Source organism: Actinorhabdospora filicis, assembly GCF_030269765.1.
Classification (GTDB): domain Bacteria; phylum Actinomycetota; class Actinomycetes; order Mycobacteriales; family Micromonosporaceae; genus Actinorhabdospora; species Actinorhabdospora filicis.
Genome location: NZ_BSTX01000001.1, coordinates 1244526 through 1260564 on the forward strand (window position 1 = coordinate 1244526; position 16039 = coordinate 1260564).

At 72.5% G+C, this 16039-nt stretch carries 16 protein-coding genes; 10 read left to right on the plus strand and 6 right to left on the minus strand.

The window, feature by feature from the left end; translation table 11 throughout:
• Window positions 1–13 precede the first annotated feature (13 nt).
• Genes xseA through QSK10_RS05715 form a run of 3 tightly spaced genes read left to right on the plus strand, consistent with a single transcriptional unit; the run spans window position 14 to window position 2055 of the window.
• Window positions 14–1222 (plus strand): exodeoxyribonuclease VII large subunit, encoded by a 1209-nt coding sequence (xseA, locus tag QSK10_RS05705; protein ID WP_285661528.1) that lies wholly within the window; start codon window positions 14–16, stop codon window positions 1220–1222.
• A 2-nt stretch (window positions 1223–1224) separates the two neighbouring features.
• Window positions 1225–1428 (plus strand): exodeoxyribonuclease VII small subunit, encoded by a 204-nt coding sequence (locus tag QSK10_RS05710; protein ID WP_285661529.1) that lies wholly within the window; start codon window positions 1225–1227, stop codon window positions 1426–1428.
• A 27-nt stretch (window positions 1429–1455) separates the two neighbouring features.
• Window positions 1456–2055, plus strand: coding sequence for a TIGR03086 family metal-binding protein (locus QSK10_RS05715; RefSeq protein ID WP_285661530.1), 600 nt, complete (start codon window positions 1456–1458; stop codon window positions 2053–2055).
• Here the strand turns inward: QSK10_RS05715 and QSK10_RS05720 are convergent.
• The 4 genes from QSK10_RS05720 to QSK10_RS05735 all read right to left on the minus strand — a co-directional run bounded on the left by QSK10_RS05720 (window position 2052) and on the right by QSK10_RS05735 (window position 8326).
• Window positions 2052–2267: a ferredoxin gene (locus tag QSK10_RS05720; protein ID WP_285661531.1), complete on the minus strand. Its 216-nt coding sequence runs from the start codon at window positions 2265–2267 to the stop codon at window positions 2052–2054. The two genes, QSK10_RS05715 and QSK10_RS05720, sit on opposite strands and share 4 nt — an antisense overlap.
• Window positions 2261–3457, minus strand: coding sequence for a cytochrome P450 (locus QSK10_RS05725; protein WP_285661532.1), 1197 nt, complete (start codon window positions 3455–3457; stop codon window positions 2261–2263). The genes QSK10_RS05720 and QSK10_RS05725 overlap by 7 nt, the downstream gene beginning before the upstream one ends.
• A gap of 117 nt (window positions 3458–3574) precedes the next feature.
• Entirely contained in the window at window positions 3575–4459 is an 885-nt protein-coding gene (locus QSK10_RS05730; protein WP_285661533.1) for a GNAT family N-acetyltransferase, read from the minus strand.
• 81 nt (window positions 4460–4540) lie between these two features.
• Window positions 4541–8326 (minus strand): endo-alpha-N-acetylgalactosaminidase family protein, encoded by a 3786-nt coding sequence (locus QSK10_RS05735; protein WP_285661534.1) that lies wholly within the window; start codon window positions 8324–8326, stop codon window positions 4541–4543.
• Window positions 8327–8598: 272 nt separating this feature from the next.
• On the opposite strand from QSK10_RS05735, the gene QSK10_RS05740 reads away from it, so the two are divergent.
• On the plus strand, window positions 8599–9660 hold the full coding sequence (locus QSK10_RS05740; RefSeq protein WP_285661536.1) for a methyltransferase domain-containing protein: 1062 nt from the start codon (window positions 8599–8601) through the stop codon (window positions 9658–9660).
• A 6-nt stretch (window positions 9661–9666) separates the two neighbouring features.
• On the opposite strand, the gene QSK10_RS05745 is transcribed toward QSK10_RS05740, so the two are convergent.
• On the minus strand, window positions 9667–10179 hold the full coding sequence (locus QSK10_RS05745) for a DUF4245 domain-containing protein (RefSeq protein ID WP_285661537.1): 513 nt from the start codon (window positions 10177–10179) through the stop codon (window positions 9667–9669).
• Between the two features lie 141 nt (window positions 10180–10320).
• On the opposite strand from QSK10_RS05745, the gene glpX reads away from it, so the two are divergent.
• Entirely contained in the window at window positions 10321–11340 is a 1020-nt protein-coding gene (gene glpX, locus QSK10_RS05750) for a class II fructose-bisphosphatase (RefSeq protein WP_285661538.1), read from the plus strand.
• A 72-nt stretch (window positions 11341–11412) separates the two neighbouring features.
• Here the strand turns inward: glpX and QSK10_RS05755 are convergent, their stop codons facing one another.
• Entirely contained in the window at window positions 11413–12015 is a 603-nt protein-coding gene (locus QSK10_RS05755) for a hypothetical protein (protein ID WP_285661539.1), read from the minus strand.
• Window positions 12016–12171: 156 nt separating this feature from the next.
• Here QSK10_RS05755 and QSK10_RS05760 point away from each other — a divergent pair, with 156 nt between their 5' ends.
• The 5 genes from QSK10_RS05760 (at window position 12172) to QSK10_RS05780 (ending at window position 16028) form a co-directional block, all read left to right on the plus strand.
• Entirely contained in the window at window positions 12172–13095 is a 924-nt protein-coding gene (locus tag QSK10_RS05760; protein WP_285661540.1) for a PfkB family carbohydrate kinase, read from the plus strand.
• Window positions 13096–13160: 65 nt separating this feature from the next.
• Window positions 13161–14141: an NAD(P)/FAD-dependent oxidoreductase gene (locus QSK10_RS05765; protein ID WP_285661541.1), complete on the plus strand. Its 981-nt coding sequence runs from the start codon at window positions 13161–13163 to the stop codon at window positions 14139–14141.
• Between the two features lie 30 nt (window positions 14142–14171).
• On the plus strand, window positions 14172–14600 hold the full coding sequence (locus QSK10_RS05770; protein WP_285661542.1) for an SRPBCC family protein: 429 nt from the start codon (window positions 14172–14174) through the stop codon (window positions 14598–14600).
• A 32-nt stretch (window positions 14601–14632) separates the two neighbouring features.
• Window positions 14633–15178 carry a hypothetical protein gene (locus QSK10_RS05775; RefSeq protein WP_285661543.1) on the plus strand — a complete coding sequence of 182 codons (546 nt, stop codon included), beginning with the start codon at window positions 14633–14635 and terminating at the stop codon, window positions 15176–15178.
• On the plus strand, window positions 15069–16028 hold the full coding sequence (locus tag QSK10_RS05780) for a trypsin-like serine peptidase (protein WP_285661544.1): 960 nt from the start codon (window positions 15069–15071) through the stop codon (window positions 16026–16028). The genes QSK10_RS05775 and QSK10_RS05780 overlap by 110 nt, the downstream gene beginning before the upstream one ends.
• The last annotated feature ends 11 nt before the right edge of the window (window positions 16029–16039 follow it).

The following is a 16039-nucleotide window of genomic DNA, read 5'->3' on the forward strand; positions in this document are numbered from 1 at the left end:
CTAACCTGACCGGGTGACCGAAGCGCCGACCCCCGAGACCCCGTGGCCCGTCCGCGTCGTCAGCCAGAAGATCGGCGAATGGATCGGCCGCCTGGGCTGGGTGTGGGCAGAGGGCGAGATCGCCCAGATCACCAAGCGGCCCGGCAGTCCCCTGGTGTTCATCACGCTGCGGGACATGTCGGCCGACATCAGCGTGACCGTGACGGTCCCCCGCCGCCGCGTCGAGGACGCCGACCCGCCGCTCCAGCAGGGCGGGCGGGTCGTCGTCCACGGCAAGCCGCAGTGGTACGCCGGGCGCGGGACGCTGTCGCTGGGCGCCGACGAGATCCGCGCGGTCGGGCTCGGCGAGCTCCTCGCGCGCCTCCAGCGGCTCAAGAAGGCCCTGGCCGCCGAGGGCCTGTTCGACCCGGCGCGCAAACGGCCCCTGCCGTTCCTGCCGCGCCGCATCGGCCTGGTCACCGGGCGCGCCAGCGCCGCCGAGAAGGACGTCCTGGAGAACGCGCGCCAGCGCTTCCCCGCCGCCGACTTCGAGGTGGTGAACGTGCCCGTGCAGGGCGCCTCGGCCGTCCCGGCGGTGCTGGAGGCCCTCAAGCGGCTGGACGCCGACCCCGAGATCGAGGTCATCATCCTGGCCCGCGGCGGCGGCAGCGTCGAGGACCTGCTGCCCTGGTCGGACGAGGCCCTGTGCCGGGCGGTCTTCGCCTGCGTCACGCCGGTGGTGGCCGCCATCGGCCACGAGACGGACAACCCGCTGGTCGACTACGTCGCCGACGTGCGCGCCTCGACCCCCACCGACGCCGCCAAACGCGTCGTCCCCGACTTCGGCGAGGAGCTGCGCGCGCTGAACACCGCCCGCCACCGCCTCGACCGGGCGATGAGCGGCCTGCTGGAGCGCGAGCAGCACCGCCTGGACGCCGTCCGCTCCCGCCCGTGCCTGGCGCAGCCGATGGCGATGGTCGACTCGCGGCAGAGCGACGTCGCCGAGGGCCGCCGGCGCGCCCGCCAGGCCCTGTCGACCCGGCTGGACGCGGCCGCCGACGGGCTCACCCACGTCCGCGCCCGCTTGCGCGCCCTGTCGCCGCAGTCGACGCTGGACCGCGGCTACGCCATCGTGCAGCGCGCCGACGGCTCGGTGCTGCGCGCGGCCGGCGAGGCCGAGCCCGGTGAAGTCCTGCGCCTGCGCCTGGCGCGCGGCGAGATCAACGCGACCGTGAAGGAGTGACCGTGTCCGAGGAGAGCCTCAGCTACGAGCAGGCGCGCGCCGAGCTGGTGCAGGTCGTCGAGCGCCTGGAGGCCGGCGGGGCCACCCTGGAGGAGTCGCTGGCCCTGTGGGAGCGCGGCGAGAAGCTCGCCGACACCTGCCAGGCCTGGCTGGACGGCGCCCGCGAGCGCCTGGAGAAGGCCCGCGAGGCGCGTGAGGCCGAATAGTCGCACCGGGCTGGCATCCTGTCGCCCATGAGCGACTTCGTCACCGCCTACGTCACCGAGCCCGACCTCCTGGCGGCGCACGCGCGCCTCACCGCCGAGGCCGGGGCCCTCATCGAGGCCACCCCCGCCTCGGCCTACGGCGACCCGACGCCCTGCGGCGACTGGGACGTGCGGCGCGTCATCTGCCACCTCGCCGAACTCAACGAGGTGTGGGGCCGCTTCGCCGCCACCCGCGAGGAGGCCGAGGTCGACCCGGACTACCCCGACCCGGTCGCCGCGTTCCGCCAGTGGGCGGCTTATGCCGCCGAGGCCGTCGCCGTCCCCGGCTACCTCGACGAGGTCCGGCCCACGCCCATCGGCGAGCAGCCGGGCCGGGTCCTCGTCCAGCACCTGGTCAACGAGATGATCGCGCACGCCTGGGACCTGGCGCGCGCGACCGGCGCGTCCACCGACCTGTCCCCCGACATCGCCGAGCGCTCCGAGGCGAGCTGGCGCGCGTTCTTCGCGGCCTTCCCGCGCGAGGCGATGTCCTTCAACTTCGGTCCCGAGACCCTCGGCGGTGGGCGGGCCGCGGCCGACTGGACCGCCGCCGACCGGCTGGCGGCCCACCTCGGCCGGGACGTCTAGGGCGCGATCGGCGCACCGTCGGCGGCGCGCACGAGTATCGCCTCCATCGGGCACATCTCGGCGGCGTCGCGGACGGACTCGTCGGCCTCGATCGTCTCGCTCACCGGCCCCGACCGCCCGTCGATGAGCCGGAACCGCTCGCTGGCCACCCCGACGCACACCGCGGCGCCGATGCAGCGTCCCGGGTCGACGGTGACCAGCCAGGTCACCATCGGACCGGGAGCGCCGTCAGGTACCGCATCACCGATCCCCGCGTCAGCGCCAGCTCCGCGGCGTCCACGGCCAGCCGCAGCTCCGGGAACGCGGCGAACAGGCCCGTGATGCCCGCGTGCAGCTCGGCGCGCGCGAGCTGCGCGCCCAGGCAGTGGTGGATGCCGGTCCCGAAGGACAGGTGCGGTTTGTGCGGACGGGCGGGGTCGACGGTCTCCGGATCGGGATAGGCCCCGGGGTCCATGTTCGCCAGCGCCGAGGCGGGCACCACCACCGAGCCCGCCGGGATCGTGACGCCGCCGATCTCCACCTCGGCCAGCGCCACCCGCGGCAGCGCGCCGCCGATGGCGCTGATGCTCTGCACCCGCAGGATCTCCTCGACCAGCCCCGCCATGTCGGCACCGCCGACTCTCGCGCGCAGCCCCGGATCGGTGAGCAGTAGGGCGAAGGCGGTGGTGAACTGCGAGCCCGTGGTCTCGTTCCCGGCGAGGAGGAGCAGGACGGAGAGGGAGACCATCTCGTCCTCGCCGAGCCGGTCGCCCTGGTCGCGGGCGACGATGAGCCCGCTGATCAGCCCGCCGTCGGGCCGCTCGCGCTTGTCGGCGATCAGGTCGCGAATGTAGCGCTCGATGCCGGCGTAGGCGCGCGCGGCGATCGCCGCGCCGACCTCGTCCATGCTCGACATGACTTCGGCACTCCAGCCCGCGAAGTCCTCGCGGTCGGCCAGCGGCACGCCCAGCAGCTCGCAGATCACCGCGATCGGCAGCGGGCGGCAGAAGTGCTCGACCAGGTCCACCGGCTGCGGGAGGTCGCACAGCCCGTCCACCAGGCCCGCCACGATCCGCTCGATGCCCGGCCGCAGCTCCTCCACCCGCCGCTGCGTGAACGCCGTCGCCACCAGTCTCCGCAGCCGCGTGTGCTCGGGCGCGTCGACGCCCAGCAGCGACAGGCCCGCCGCCGCGGCGGTCTGGGCGACGTCGGGCGCGCTGGCCGCCTTCCGCGACAGCCGCGGATCGACCAGCGCGCGGCGGACGTCCTCGTAGGCGGAGATCAGCCACGCGGGACTGCCGTCGGGCATGAGCATCGGGCGCGGCGGTGTCCCCCGCAACGCGGCGAGCTCGGGCGCGTGCCGGAGTTCGTAGGCGGCGGCGAAGGGGAACACGAAGGGTTCGGTGGAGGGCTGTGCAGGCATGAGCGACCTCTCGTCGGCCCACCCGATGACGTGTCCATGGCGGAACTTAGCGCCATCGAGGTGGCCGTGGGTGTCGTGATCGCGACACGGTGCACAGTGTGAGGACGCGGTGGGGTCTCACCGGCCGATGATCTTGCGGTATCCGTACGTCGCGTACTCCCGCGCGAAGCCCAGGCGCTCGTACAGCCCCCGCGCCGCGAGGTTCTCCGCGTTGTGGTTGACCGTCGCGCGGGTGATCCCCTGCGCGCGCATCTCGGTCATGGCGTGGCGCATGACGGCGGCGGCGAGGCCGAGGCGGCGGAAGTCCTCGTGGGTGCCGACGGGTTCGAAGTGGCCGAGGCGGTTGCGCTCGTCGGTCCAGTAGACGGTGTAGGCGGCGATGCGGCCGTCGGGGGCTTCGGCGACGATCTCGCGGGCCGGGTCGTAGCCGGGGGCGCGCATGAACTCGGCGTAGGCGGACGCGGTCCAGCCGGCCCCCTCGAAGGAGCGGTTGCGGGCCTCGGCGAGCGCGGCGGCGTCGGTGGGGCGGGCGGAGCGGATGGTGAAGCCCTCGGCGGTGGTGCCGGTGGGGAGGTCGGTCAGGTCGCGTTCGCGGATGTCGTCCCAGGTGCGGAAGCGCTCGAAGCCGAGTCCGGTGAGGAGTTCGGCGCGGACGGTGTCGCGGTCGAAGCCGTCGGTCAGGATCTCGGCTGCGCCCGAGGCGCGGCGGGTGGTCTCGCAGGCGAAGGACAGCAGCGCGGTCTCGAAGGCCGTTCCGCGATGCGAGGGCGCGACGAAGCAGTCGAAGGCGTTGCCGAAGCGCCCGGCGATGGTGATGCCGGACAGGAGGCCGTCGGCGTCCCACAGGTGCACCAGCCGCGAGAGGTCGCGTCCGCGCAGGTTCTCGTGGACGCGGTGGGGCAGCTCGCCGATGTGGTCGTAGCCCCAGCGGCCGGCCTCGGCGATCCAGGCGGCGACGGTGGACTGGAGCAGCGGCATGTCGGAGGGACGGTAGGCGCGCATGATCCCGTTCTACCGGCCGGGGCAATCGAATAATGGGCCGCCGCGACATGGTCGCGGCGGCCCGGGGAAGGAGGAGTGAGGTCAGCAGGCGAACTTCGCGTCGGCCCAGTCGGCGTGGTCGTTGCCGTTGCCGTCACCGCCGTCGTCGACGACGAGGCGCAGGTACTCCACGCCGGTCAGGGACGCGGTGAGCGCGAAGGTCGCCGAGTCGGCGCGCATCAGTGGCGACACGGCGAGTTCACGGTCGCCGTCGTAGACGTGGAAGCGGATGGTCCCGCGGGTGGGCTGGGCGTCGTCGACGCCCACGGAGGCGGTGAAGGTGGAGCACCTGCCGCCCAGGAAGTACACGACCTCGCTGGGCGCGTGCGTCCCCAGGCCCTTGGGGTAGGCCACGCCGTTGAGGGTGAGCGGTGGCCCGTCGCCTTTGCCCTGGCCGCCGTTGGCGCGGTCGCGTTCGACCGGTCCCCAGCCGCCGGTGGCGGAGATCCAGGTGTGGTCGGAGGCGTAGACGACGCCGGACGGGGGTGGCGGCAGCGTGCGGACCACGCTGGTGCCGGTCACCGTCTGGCGGCCGTGCGCGCGGTAGGCGACGGTCCCGGTGAGGGCGTGCCCGATGTCGGCGGCGTCGGCGGGCGGGGTGACCGCCCACTTCACGGTGAGGCTCTCGCCGCTGTCGAGGCGGCGCGCGGTGGTGCCGGACGCGGTGGCGGTCCAGCCGGTGGGCACCGCCAGCGCCAGCGAGACGTCCCGGACGGTGCCGGGCTCGCCGTTGACGAAGGTGGTGGTCACCTCGTTGGCCTTGCCGGGGGTGAGCTTGGCGTCCTTGGCCGCGATGGACACCGCGCCGCAGTTGCCCTCGGCGGGCGCGGGCCCGAGGTCGACGACCGTGAAGTCGTCGAGGGCGAACTCCACCTGGTCGCTGTTCGGTGGCAGGCGACGCAGGCCGACCCAGTAGTCGCCGCACTTCCCGGCGGTGAACTCCTGGACGTGCGCGGTCGGCGTGGTGGCCTGCGGGAACGGGGTGACCGACAGGTCGCGGGTGCCGCCGGGGCCGTCGACGCCGAGGACCCAGCCGTAGGCTCCGGCGAGCTCGTTCTCGTAGGAGAACGCGACCCGGTACCGGTGCCCGGCCTTGAAGGCGACGGTGGCGGGGGTGGTGCGGTAGGCGAGCTTGTCGTCGTACTCGAAGGACTTCAGTGACCACTGCCCGGCGAGCACGTCGTCGATGACCTTGCCGTTCCAGCCGGCCTGTGTGTAGGGGGCGTGGAGTTCGGACAGGTGCGTATTGGCGTCACCGGCGTCCTTCTCGCCGCCCCGGTAGAAGGGGCCCCAGCCCTGGTCGACGTGCTCGAAGTCCCACGTCGATCCCGCGGCGGGGCGCACGCCCGGCACGACGCGGACGTCGTCGAAGGTGACCCGGGCCGAGCCGCGTCCGGCGCCCAGGGTGAGGGTCACCGGTTTGCCCGCGGTCACGTCGAAGTACACGCGCACGCGCTGGGAGTTGGTGCCGACCTTCTCGTCGGAGTTGTTGTTGTTGCGCAGCGAGGAGCGTTCGATGCCGTTGGCGGCGGTCTTGTGCCCGGAGGTCACCGAGATGGTCGCCTCGCGTTCCTTCCCCGGCTCGATCTCGATGTTCGCCGAGGCCACGTAGGTGCCGGGCGCCAGGCCGCCGATCTTCTGGGCGATGGAGGTCCGGCCGTCACCGGCGATCGCCTCGTACTGGCCGCGCGCGTTGCGTTCGACGGTGGCCTCGCCGCGCGTGGTCCAGGCCGGGCCGAAGGTCCCGGCGTTGAAGCCGGGGTCGGCGACGGGGGTACCGGTGCCGTAGGTGACGGACGTGGCCGCGACCTCGTGTGAGTACAGGACATACGGGACGCCCGCCTCGGCGGTGAGCGTGACCTTCCCGTCCACGACCGGCACCTGGACGGCGTCCTTCCGGCCGGTGTCGGAGAGCTTGTAGAGCGTGGCCGTGGTCAGGCCCGGGGGCACGGCGAACGTGGTGGTGCCGCCGGTCTTGTTGTAGTGGTAGAGCTTCGTGCCGCCGGACCCGTCGGGCCAGGGCAGCAGGTAGGCGTCACCGGCGGCGACCTCGCCGTAGGGGGCGGTGATGCGGCGGACGCCGTCGGCGTCGCTGACGCGCGAGCCGTCGGCGAAGCCGATCTCGTGCTCGGCCCACCTGGTCACCGGCGAGCGCTGGAGGTACTTCGTGGGCACGTTGTAGGTGAAGACGTTGGCCAGGAACGCGTTGAAGTCGACCTCGCCGGTCCAGCCCTCGAAGTCGCTCATGCGCGAGCCGCCCAGCAGCGGGTGCTGGACGAAGACGTCCTTGGCGTCGTTGCCGATGAAGCGCAGGATGTGGGAGCTGACGCCCCGGCTGGAGTCGGGCCCGTAGTCGGGGTCGTTGGCCCAGTGCGACCAGATCTGGTTGGACGGCAGGCGGTGCGACCATTCGGAGGCCACCGCGACCCCGGCCTCGTTGAGGCGGCGCGACAGCGAGTCGGCGAGCCAGCCCTGGCTGTAGTAGACGTCGATGTAGACGAACGACAGGTTGTGGTTCGTCTCGGCGAACAGCTGGTCGAAGCGGTCCATGACCGCGCCGGTGGTGAGGTCGCGGCGCTGGTCGATGTAGTAGGACTGGTCCATCCACGCCCAGCCCTTGGCGGACGGGTCGACCATCTGCTCGGAGAAGCTGTGCGCCTCGGGGTACGCCTCGGTGGCGTTGACGTGGACGCCGAACTCGGCGTTGTACGCCCTGCCCTCTTCGAGGAGGGTGTTGAGTTCGCCCAGACCGCCGGCGCGCGTGTTGTAGTTGCCGCCGTAGTCGGCGTGCGCGGCGTCGTGTCCTTCGGACTGGTAGCCCTTGAGCAGCACGAACTGGCCGAGCCCGTCGGTGGCCAGGGCGATGCGCTTGGTGTCGTCGAGGGTCTTGCCGAAGGGGTGGGTGGCGAGGCTGGCGATGTTGAACGGGATGCGCGGCACGACCCGGTAGGGGGTGTTGGCCGCGCCGGTGATCGCGGGCTGGAGCGGGCGCAGCGCGATGGCGGCGTCCTGCCAGTCGACGGCCGCGTCGGCGTTGGCGTCGCCGGTGAGGGCGATCCGCACCAGCGGGAGCGGTTCGGTGTCGGTGGCCGACGCCCCGGCTCCGCGGTAGGTCCACTCGCCGCTCCACAGGCCGACCTCGCGGTAGCCGTCGCGGCTGCGGGCCTGGCGCATGACGCGGCCGTTGGCGGCGGCGTTGGTGCCGGTGGGCTTGTCGTAGACGGAGTTGGTCTCGATGGCCACGGCCGCGCCGTTGGCGGCGGCCAGGACGTAGTTGGCGCCGATCGGGGACGCGTCGGGCGCGGTGGCGGCGGTGACGGGGTAGATGGTGTCGCCGACGCGGGAGGCGTCGATGTCCAGGCGGGCGGCGGCGATCTGGGCGGCGGTGTCGGTGGAGCGCACCGAGACCAGGTCCTGGCCGGGGATCGCGATCGTGTTGACCCGCAGGGCGTCGGTGTCGTCGATCGCGGTGACGGCGAAGGTGACGGTGGCGCCCTCGACGGAGATGCGCGCGTCCATGCTCACGCCCTGCGGGAACGCGAGGTGGTAGCGGGCGTCGGCGCCGAACTCGGCGGTGATGACGGGCTTGAGGGCGGTCCCGTTGATCAGGACGGTGTCGAGGGGGGTGGAGCGGCCGTGGACGACGGCTCCGGTGGGGGTGTGGGCGTAGGACACGATCCGCGGGAACTCGCGGCCGACCGCCACGCTCAGCTCGGGCGAGCCGATCGTGGCGGTGTCGTCGGCGAGCGCGGGGGACGCCGGTACGGCGACCAGCGCGCCCGCCGCCGTGCAGGCCGCGAGTCCGAGCACCCATGGGCGTCGGGTCATGTTTCCTCCAGGGGGATGTCCGGGTTCCTCCCGGGCGATACAGAGGTAATCCCAGCCATTCCAACGGAATCGAACAGCGATGTCACGCCTTGAGGCCGAATCGTTATCCGTCGTTCGGCGGTACCGGCCACCCGTTCCGGTGAGTGGGGGTGGCCCGAAGACCCCCTTAGGGCGGTCACCGAACAAGGCGGCGCCACACGCGTCCGCTTCGCGCGACAATGGCCCGTGGAGGCGCCGACCTCATGAAGGCGGGGAGCCATGAAGGCGCGGAGATGACCACCTGGCGGGCCCACGCCAAGGCCATGCTGGACCGTGTGCTGGCGCGGGGGGTGCGCGTGTCGCCCGGCTGGCGCGCGGCCTTCCTGGCCGTGCCGCGCCACGTTTTCGTCCCCCGCTTCTACCAGGACGCCGGCGGGCGCCTGGACGGTGTCGTGGACGCCGCCGATCCGCGCTGGATGTGGGAGGTCTACGCCGACCTGCCGCTGGTCACCCGGCGAAGACGGGTCCCGCTCCCCGGTGGCGGCGACGGTTACGTGGCGACCTCCTCGTCCTCCCAGCCGACCGTCATCGCGGTCATGCTCGGCCTCCTGGGCGCCGAACCCGGCATGAGCGTCCTGGAGATCGGCACCGGCACCGGCTACCACGCCGCGCTGCTGTGCCACCGGCTCGGCGAAGGGCAGGTCACCTCCATCGACCTCGACCCGGAGCTGGTGGACGAGGCCCGCGCCCGCCTCGCCGCGATCGACTACCGGCCCGAGCTGCGCTCCGGCGACGGCAGCGCGGGCGTCGCCGACCGGGCGCCCTTCGACCGCATCGTGGTCACCTGCGCCGTGGACGACTTCCCGCCCGCCTGGATCGCGCAGCTCACCCTCGGCGGGCGCCTGGTCGCGCCACTGGTCGAGGGCGGCGCGCTGACCGTGCTCACCAAGACCGCGCCGGACCGCCTGGAGGGCCGCGTGGACGAGGAGTGCGCCTTCTTCATGCCCCTGCGCTCGACCCTCGACGCCGACCGCACCGAACGCCACATCTGGCGCCAGGCCGTCCCCGAGCACGCCGGGACGCCGCCGGGCGTGCCCGTGGAGGCCCTGGGCGACCTGGACTTCCGGCTGTGGCTGTCGCTGACCGTGCGGCACGTGCAGTTCGCGCACGAGCCGGGCACGCCCCCGCTGCCGGTGGGACGCGGCGACGAGCCGGTCGACCCGGAGCAGGTGCGGGCGGCGTGGGAGGCGTTCGTGGCCGCCGGGCGTCCCGACCGCACGCACTACGGCGTGACGGTCACGCCCACGGGCGGCTGGATCTGGCTGGACGAGCGGAAATGGGCGCTGCCCCTATAGAAGGCCCTACTGGAGCCCGTCGGCGATGCCCATCAGGTCGGCCTGCTTCGCGTCGCCGATGACGATGATGGTGCGCCCGTCCTGCGTCCACACCATGGCGGCGTTGCCGTCGCGGGTCACGTAGGACTGCCACATGCGCCCCCGCGACTCCACGTTGCCCTCCAGGCGCGGCTGCTCGCCGAGTTCGTTCCCGAGCAGCTTCTCGGCCTCGACGCTGCTCTCGATGAGCTGGACGCCGGAGTCGTTCGGGCCGACGTAACCCACCCGCAGCGTCACCCCGTCGCCGGTGCGCGCGACGGCGGCCGTGGTGGCGCGCCAGCCGTCCAGCGCCGAGGGCCGCAGCACGCTCAGCCCGGAGTCGGCGGCCTCCTGGTACCGGGCCGAGGGGTCGATGCCCGGGTCGGTACCGGAGGACAGCAGCCGCCATCCGCCCAGGATCAACGCGATGGGCACGAGGATCACCGCCAGCGAGAGGGCCATGTCCCTCGGGCGGCGCGGCTGCGTGTAATGGCTCGACACGCCCTCCATCGTCGCGCAGCCCGTCCCCGCCGGCCGTCGTGGGGTCGAGGGAGTACGCCACAGCGCGTGACCCGACCGCCCCGTATCGCCGAGGTCCGTGCCAGGATGCGCTAAACGACCCTCAGCGCCGAGGAGATCCTTGTGGACGACCGCCAGACCGAAGAGCTCGACCGCAACCTCGCACTTGACCTGGTCCGGGTCACCGAGGCGGCCGCGATGGCCGCCGGACGGTGGGTCGGCCGGGGCGACAAGGAAGGCGGTGACGGCGCCGCCGTCGACGCGATGCGCCTGCTGATCAACTCCGTGCCGATGCGCGGGACCGTCGTGATCGGCGAAGGTGAGAAAGACCACGCGCCCATGCTGTACAACGGCGAGTCCGTCGGCGACGGCACCGGGCCGGGCGTGGACGTGGCCGTCGACCCCGTCGACGGCACGACCCTGATGGCCAAGGGCATGCCGAACGCGCTGGCGGTCCTGGCCGTCGCCGAGCGCGGGGCGATGTTCGACCCCTCGGCGGTCTTCTACATGGAGAAGCTGGCCGTGGGCCCCGAGGCCGCCGACGTCATCGACATCGAGGCGCCCGTCGAGGAGAACCTGCGCCGCATCGCCAAGGCGAAGCACTCCGAGATCTCCGACGTCACCGTGTGCATCCTGGACCGCCCCCGGCACTCCGACCTGGTGAAGAAGGTCCGCCAGGCCGGCGCGCGCATCCGGTTCATCAGCGACGGCGACGTGGCCGGCGCCATCGCCGCGGCCCGCGAGACCAGCGAGGTCGACGTCCTGATGGGCATCGGCGGCACGCCCGAGGGCATCATCGCCGCCGTCGCGCTGACCTGCATGGGAGGCGCGATGCAGGCCCGCCTGTGGCCCAGCGACGACGCCGAGAAGCAGAAGGCCCTCGACGCCGGGCACGACCTGGGCCGCGTGCTCACCACCCGCGACCTGGTCTCGGGGGAGAACATGTTCTTCTGCGCCACCGGCGTCACCTCCGGCGACCTGCTCAAGGGCGTCCGGTACCAGCGCGGCGGCGCCTACACGCAGTCGATCGTGATGCGCTCGAAGTCGGGCACCATCCGCGTCATCGACTCCTACCACCGCCTGGAGAAGCTGCGCGCCTACTCGGTCGTCGACTTCGACGGCAAGCTCCTGCCCGTCGAATAGACCCCGGACGCGAAAAACCCCCGCCACGAACGTGGCGGGGGTTTCTCTTACGGCCGCGGGAGGGCCGGGTGATTAGCTCGCGTAGGGGGACGCGGGCGGGGTGGTGCCGTCGGTGACCGACGCGTCGCCGTAGACGACCTGGTCGATCGCGCCGTCGGCGTTGGTGTCGGTCAGGGTCGCGTCGGCGATCCCGTCCTCGTCGGAGTCGAGCACCATCGTGTCGGCGACACCGTCGTTGTTGGTGTCGGCGGCGAAGGTGTCCAGCTGGCCGTCGTGGTCGGCGTCGATGGCCACCGCGTCGACGTCGCCGTCGCCGTCGGTGTCGGAGGCGACCTGGTCCACCACGCCGTCGCCGTCGGCGTCGGTCACGATGGTGTCGACACGGCCGTCACCGTCGGTGTCGAGGGCCTCGGAGTCGATGGTGCCGTCGCCGTCGGCGTCGACGTACAGGTTGTCGTAGTCGCCGTCGTTGTCGGCGTCCACGGCCACACCCTCGGCGTCACCGTCACCGTCGGTGTCGATCAGCGTCTCCGAGTGGTCGGCGTACTCGACGGTGATCGTGTCGTCGGCGACACCGTTGCCGTCGAGGTCGACGGCCTCGTGGAACTGCGCGTCGTACGAGTGGTCGTCAGTGTCCGTGGTGGTGTCGTCGTGCGGGGTGTCGTAGTCGCTCATCGCAATGCCCTCCCATATGGCGGCTGTGTCGGTCTTTAGAGCGGCGGTGCCGCCTTGATGTGTTCACCGTACGGCGTTGCGGCAAGCGGCGAATCCCGGGAATGTGCCACACACCGCCAAGGCGAACTGCGGTCACATTACGCTGCCCGAACGAGCATGTCATGGGAGGTGGGCGCGGTGATCGTGGTTGTTGGCGAGAACGTCATCGACTTGTTGCCAGGCCGTGACGGAGGAACGCGTGCGCTGGTCGGAGGGGGTCCGGCCAACACCGCCATCGCGCTGGCGCGCCTGGGTGCCCCGGTGCGCTTCGCCGGTCGCGCCGGCGAGGACGCGCACGCCGACGCCGTCCGCGCCCGGCTGGCCGCCGAAGGCCTGACCTGGACCGACGTCCCGGGCCCCACACCGGTGGCCGAGGTGACCCTCGACGACGCCGGTCAGGCCAGTTACGCCTTCCGGCTGGACGGCGCCGCCGACTTCACCCGCGCCGCACCGCCCGCGCTGTCCCCCCGCGACGCCGTCCACCTGGGCTCGCTGGCCGCCTACCTGGAACCCGGCGCGACGGTGCTGGAGACCTGGATCGAGCGCGTCCACACCTCGCACGTGGTCTCCTTCGACCCGAACGTGCGCCCCACCGTCCTCGACCTGGACGCGGCCCGCGCGCGCACCGAGCGCTACGCGCCGATGGTCGCGCTGATGCGCGTGTCCACCCCCGACGTCGCCGCCCTCTACGGCGACGAGCCGCCCGCCTCGGCCGCCGCGCGCTGGCTGGCCTCCGGCTGCGGCCTGGTCGTGGTGACCGACGGCGAAGCGCCCGCGGCCGCCCACGGCCCCCTCGGCACGGTGACCGTGCCGATCCCCCGCGTGGACGTGGTGGACACCGTCGGCGCCGGCGACACCTTCGACGCGGCCATGCTGGCGTGGCTGGCCGCGCGCGACGCACTCACCCCCGCGTCCTTCGCCCGCGCGGCGGCGTCCCGGGACGCGGTGGCGGCCATGCTGCGGTACGCGGCGGCGGCCTCCGCGCTCGCCTGCACCCGCGAAGGGGCCGATCCGCCCACCTTCGCCGAGATCCCCCTTTAACAGTACGGTCATCTCGGATACCGTCGAATGGTCGAGCCCACCCCTCACGAGCGGCGGTGAGTGCCATGACCGATCCGACCCCGCACACCGATATAGCGATCATCGGCGCCGGACCGACCGGCCTCTTCGCGGCCTATTACGCGGGATTCCGCGGCCTGTCGGTGACCTTGATCGACGCCCTTCCCGAGCCCGGCGGCCAGATCACCGCCATGTACCCCGAGAAGATGATCTTCGACGTGGCCGGTTTCCCCGAGATCCGCGGCCGCGACCTGGTGGAGAACCTCGTCAAACAGGCCGCGCCCTTCGCGCCGCACTACGTCCTCGGCCATCAGGCCGAGGGCCTCGCGTACATGGGCGAGAAGCCGGTCCTGACCCTGGACGACGGCACGTCCATCGAATGCGGCGCCGTGCTGATCACCAGCGGCATCGGCAGCTTCACCTCCCGTCCCCTGCCCGCCGCCGAGGGCTTCACCGGCTCCGGCGTGGTCTTCTTCGTGCCGAAACTGGCCGTCCACGCCGACGAGGACATCGTCGTGGTCGGCGGAGGCGACTCCGCCTTCGACTGGGCGCTGGCGCTGCATCCCATCGCCCGCAGCGTGACCATCGTCCACCGCCGCGACAAGTTCCGCGCCCACCAGCACACCGTGGACCGCGTGCAGGGCCTGGGCGTACCGATCCTGGTCAACGCGCAGGTCACCGCGCTGCACGGGGACGGCCACGTGACCGGCGTCCACGTCGAGACCCGCGGCGGGGAACCCCGCGACCTGCCCGCCGACACCGTCGTCGCCGCCCTCGGCTTCGTCGCCGACCTCGGCCCGCTCACCGGCTGGGGACTGGAGCTGGACAAGCGCCACATCCTCGTCGGCCCCACCATGGCCACCAACCTCCCCCGTGTCTTCGCCGCCGGGGACATCACCGAGTACCCCGGCAAGGTCCGGCTCATCGCCACCGGCTTCGGCGAGGCGGCGACGGCGGTCAACAACGCCGCCGTGGCGATCGACCCGTCCGCGCACCTGTTCCCCGGCCACTCATCCGACGCGGGATGAGTTGTCGTACCCGCAGTTGACAATGCGGGCATGAAGATCACCCTGGCACCGCGCCCCGACGGGCGCCTGCTCCTCACGGCCGCCGTGGACACCACGGCGGCCCCCAGGGCCCTCATCGAGGCCTTCACCGACCCCGCCATCGTGGCGCGCTGGTGGATGGCCGAACTCACCTGCGATCCCGTCCCCGGCGGCGAGTACGTCGCCCGCTTCCCGAGCCTGGACCAGACCATGCGCGGCGAGATCGTGCTGATCGCCGAGGACCGCCTGGAGTTCTCCTGGGCCTGGGACCACCAGCCCGAGCAGCCCACGTACCTGGTGACGGTGACGGCCGCCGAGGGGACGGTGACGGTGACCCACGGGCCGTACGCCGACACCCCGGAGGAGCGGGAGGAGGCCGAGAGCCACCGGGCGGGGTGGGAGTTCTTCCTGCCGCGGCTGCTGGCCGAGATTGAGGGCTGACCGCCCCGAACCCCCTACCTACCCCTCACCCCATGCTCGACCTCCGCGCCTTCCGGCGCGCCTGCCGACTCGCCGCGCTCGCCACCGGCGGGCAGGTCACCGAGTTCCGCTACGCCGAGTGCGTCACCCCGAGCTTCCACCAGGGCGTCATCGCCTACCCCGACCGCACTGTGGCAGTCGTGAGGCTGCGCGACGAGCCGATCCCGGCGATCGCCGAGGCGGGCGACTCGGCGCCGCTGCGCTACCGCGACATGCCCGCGCGAGCCCGGCCTCGCGTCCTGCGCTCCGGCGTCGCCTACTGGAAACCGGCGTCGCTCGGTGAGGCTCTGTCCAACTACTACGACCGACCCATGTCGGATCCCGGACTTTTCGCCCAATTGAAGTACCTCCCGCGTCTCGCGTGGCTGTGCAATGCCCTTAGCCGGCGGCGCTTCCGCCGGCGCACCGCCTCGCGAACCGGGAGCGCACATGCCCGCAGCCATACGTATCCCCATCGCCCTCACCGCCGGCCTGCTCCTGCTGGCCGCGCCGGTGTCCGCCGAGGACACCGCCGATCCGTCCACCGCCGTGGCCAGTGACGGCACCACCGCCGATCCGGCGGATCTGGCCGCCACCATCGACGGGGACGTCGTGGTCGCCACTCCCCCGGCCGACCAGCCGGTCGCCGACGGGTCGGACCCGACTCCGGCCGAGATGAAGGAGGGCACGCCGGGCGATCCGCACGGCGCGGGGGTGGACAGCGTCGTCGGCGAGGACGAGCGGTACCAGACCACGCCCGCCAACTGGTGGCCCGCCAGCGCGACGGCGCAGATCACCCGCACGGTGAACGGTGTGGTGAGCGCGCACTGCACGGGCTGGCTGATCGGCGCGAACACCGTCGTGACCGCCGGGCACTGCGTCTATCCGCGCGACGGGGCCGAGTGGTACCCGGCCGCCGAGTTCACCGTGTGGCCGGGCCGGGACGGCGCGAGCACGCCCTACGGTTCCTGCGGTGTCACGACGCTGCATTCGGTGCTGGGCTGGACGCGCGACTTCGCCGACGGCTGGGACTACGGCGCGATGAAGCTGAACTGCACGGTCGGGCAGAACACCGGGGCCTTCGGTTTCATGTGGACCGACGCCGTCCAGGACGGCACGGCCACCTACAACCGGGGCTACGGCGGCGACAAGCCGTGGGGGACGCAGTGGGCGAGCTACGACCAGGTCCGCGCGACGAAGGACCGCGAGTTGTTCTACTGGCACGACACGGCGGGCGGCAACAGCGGTGGACCGGTGTACACCTACGCGAACTCCACCTGCGGGCCGTGCGCGATCGCGGTGCACGCGCACGGGTTCCACGGCGAGTCCTCACCGGAGTCCGATCACAACTCGGGTCCGCGCGTCACGGAGGCCGTTTACAACAACCTCGTCCACTGGCGGGACCTGTAGACGCCGTGAGG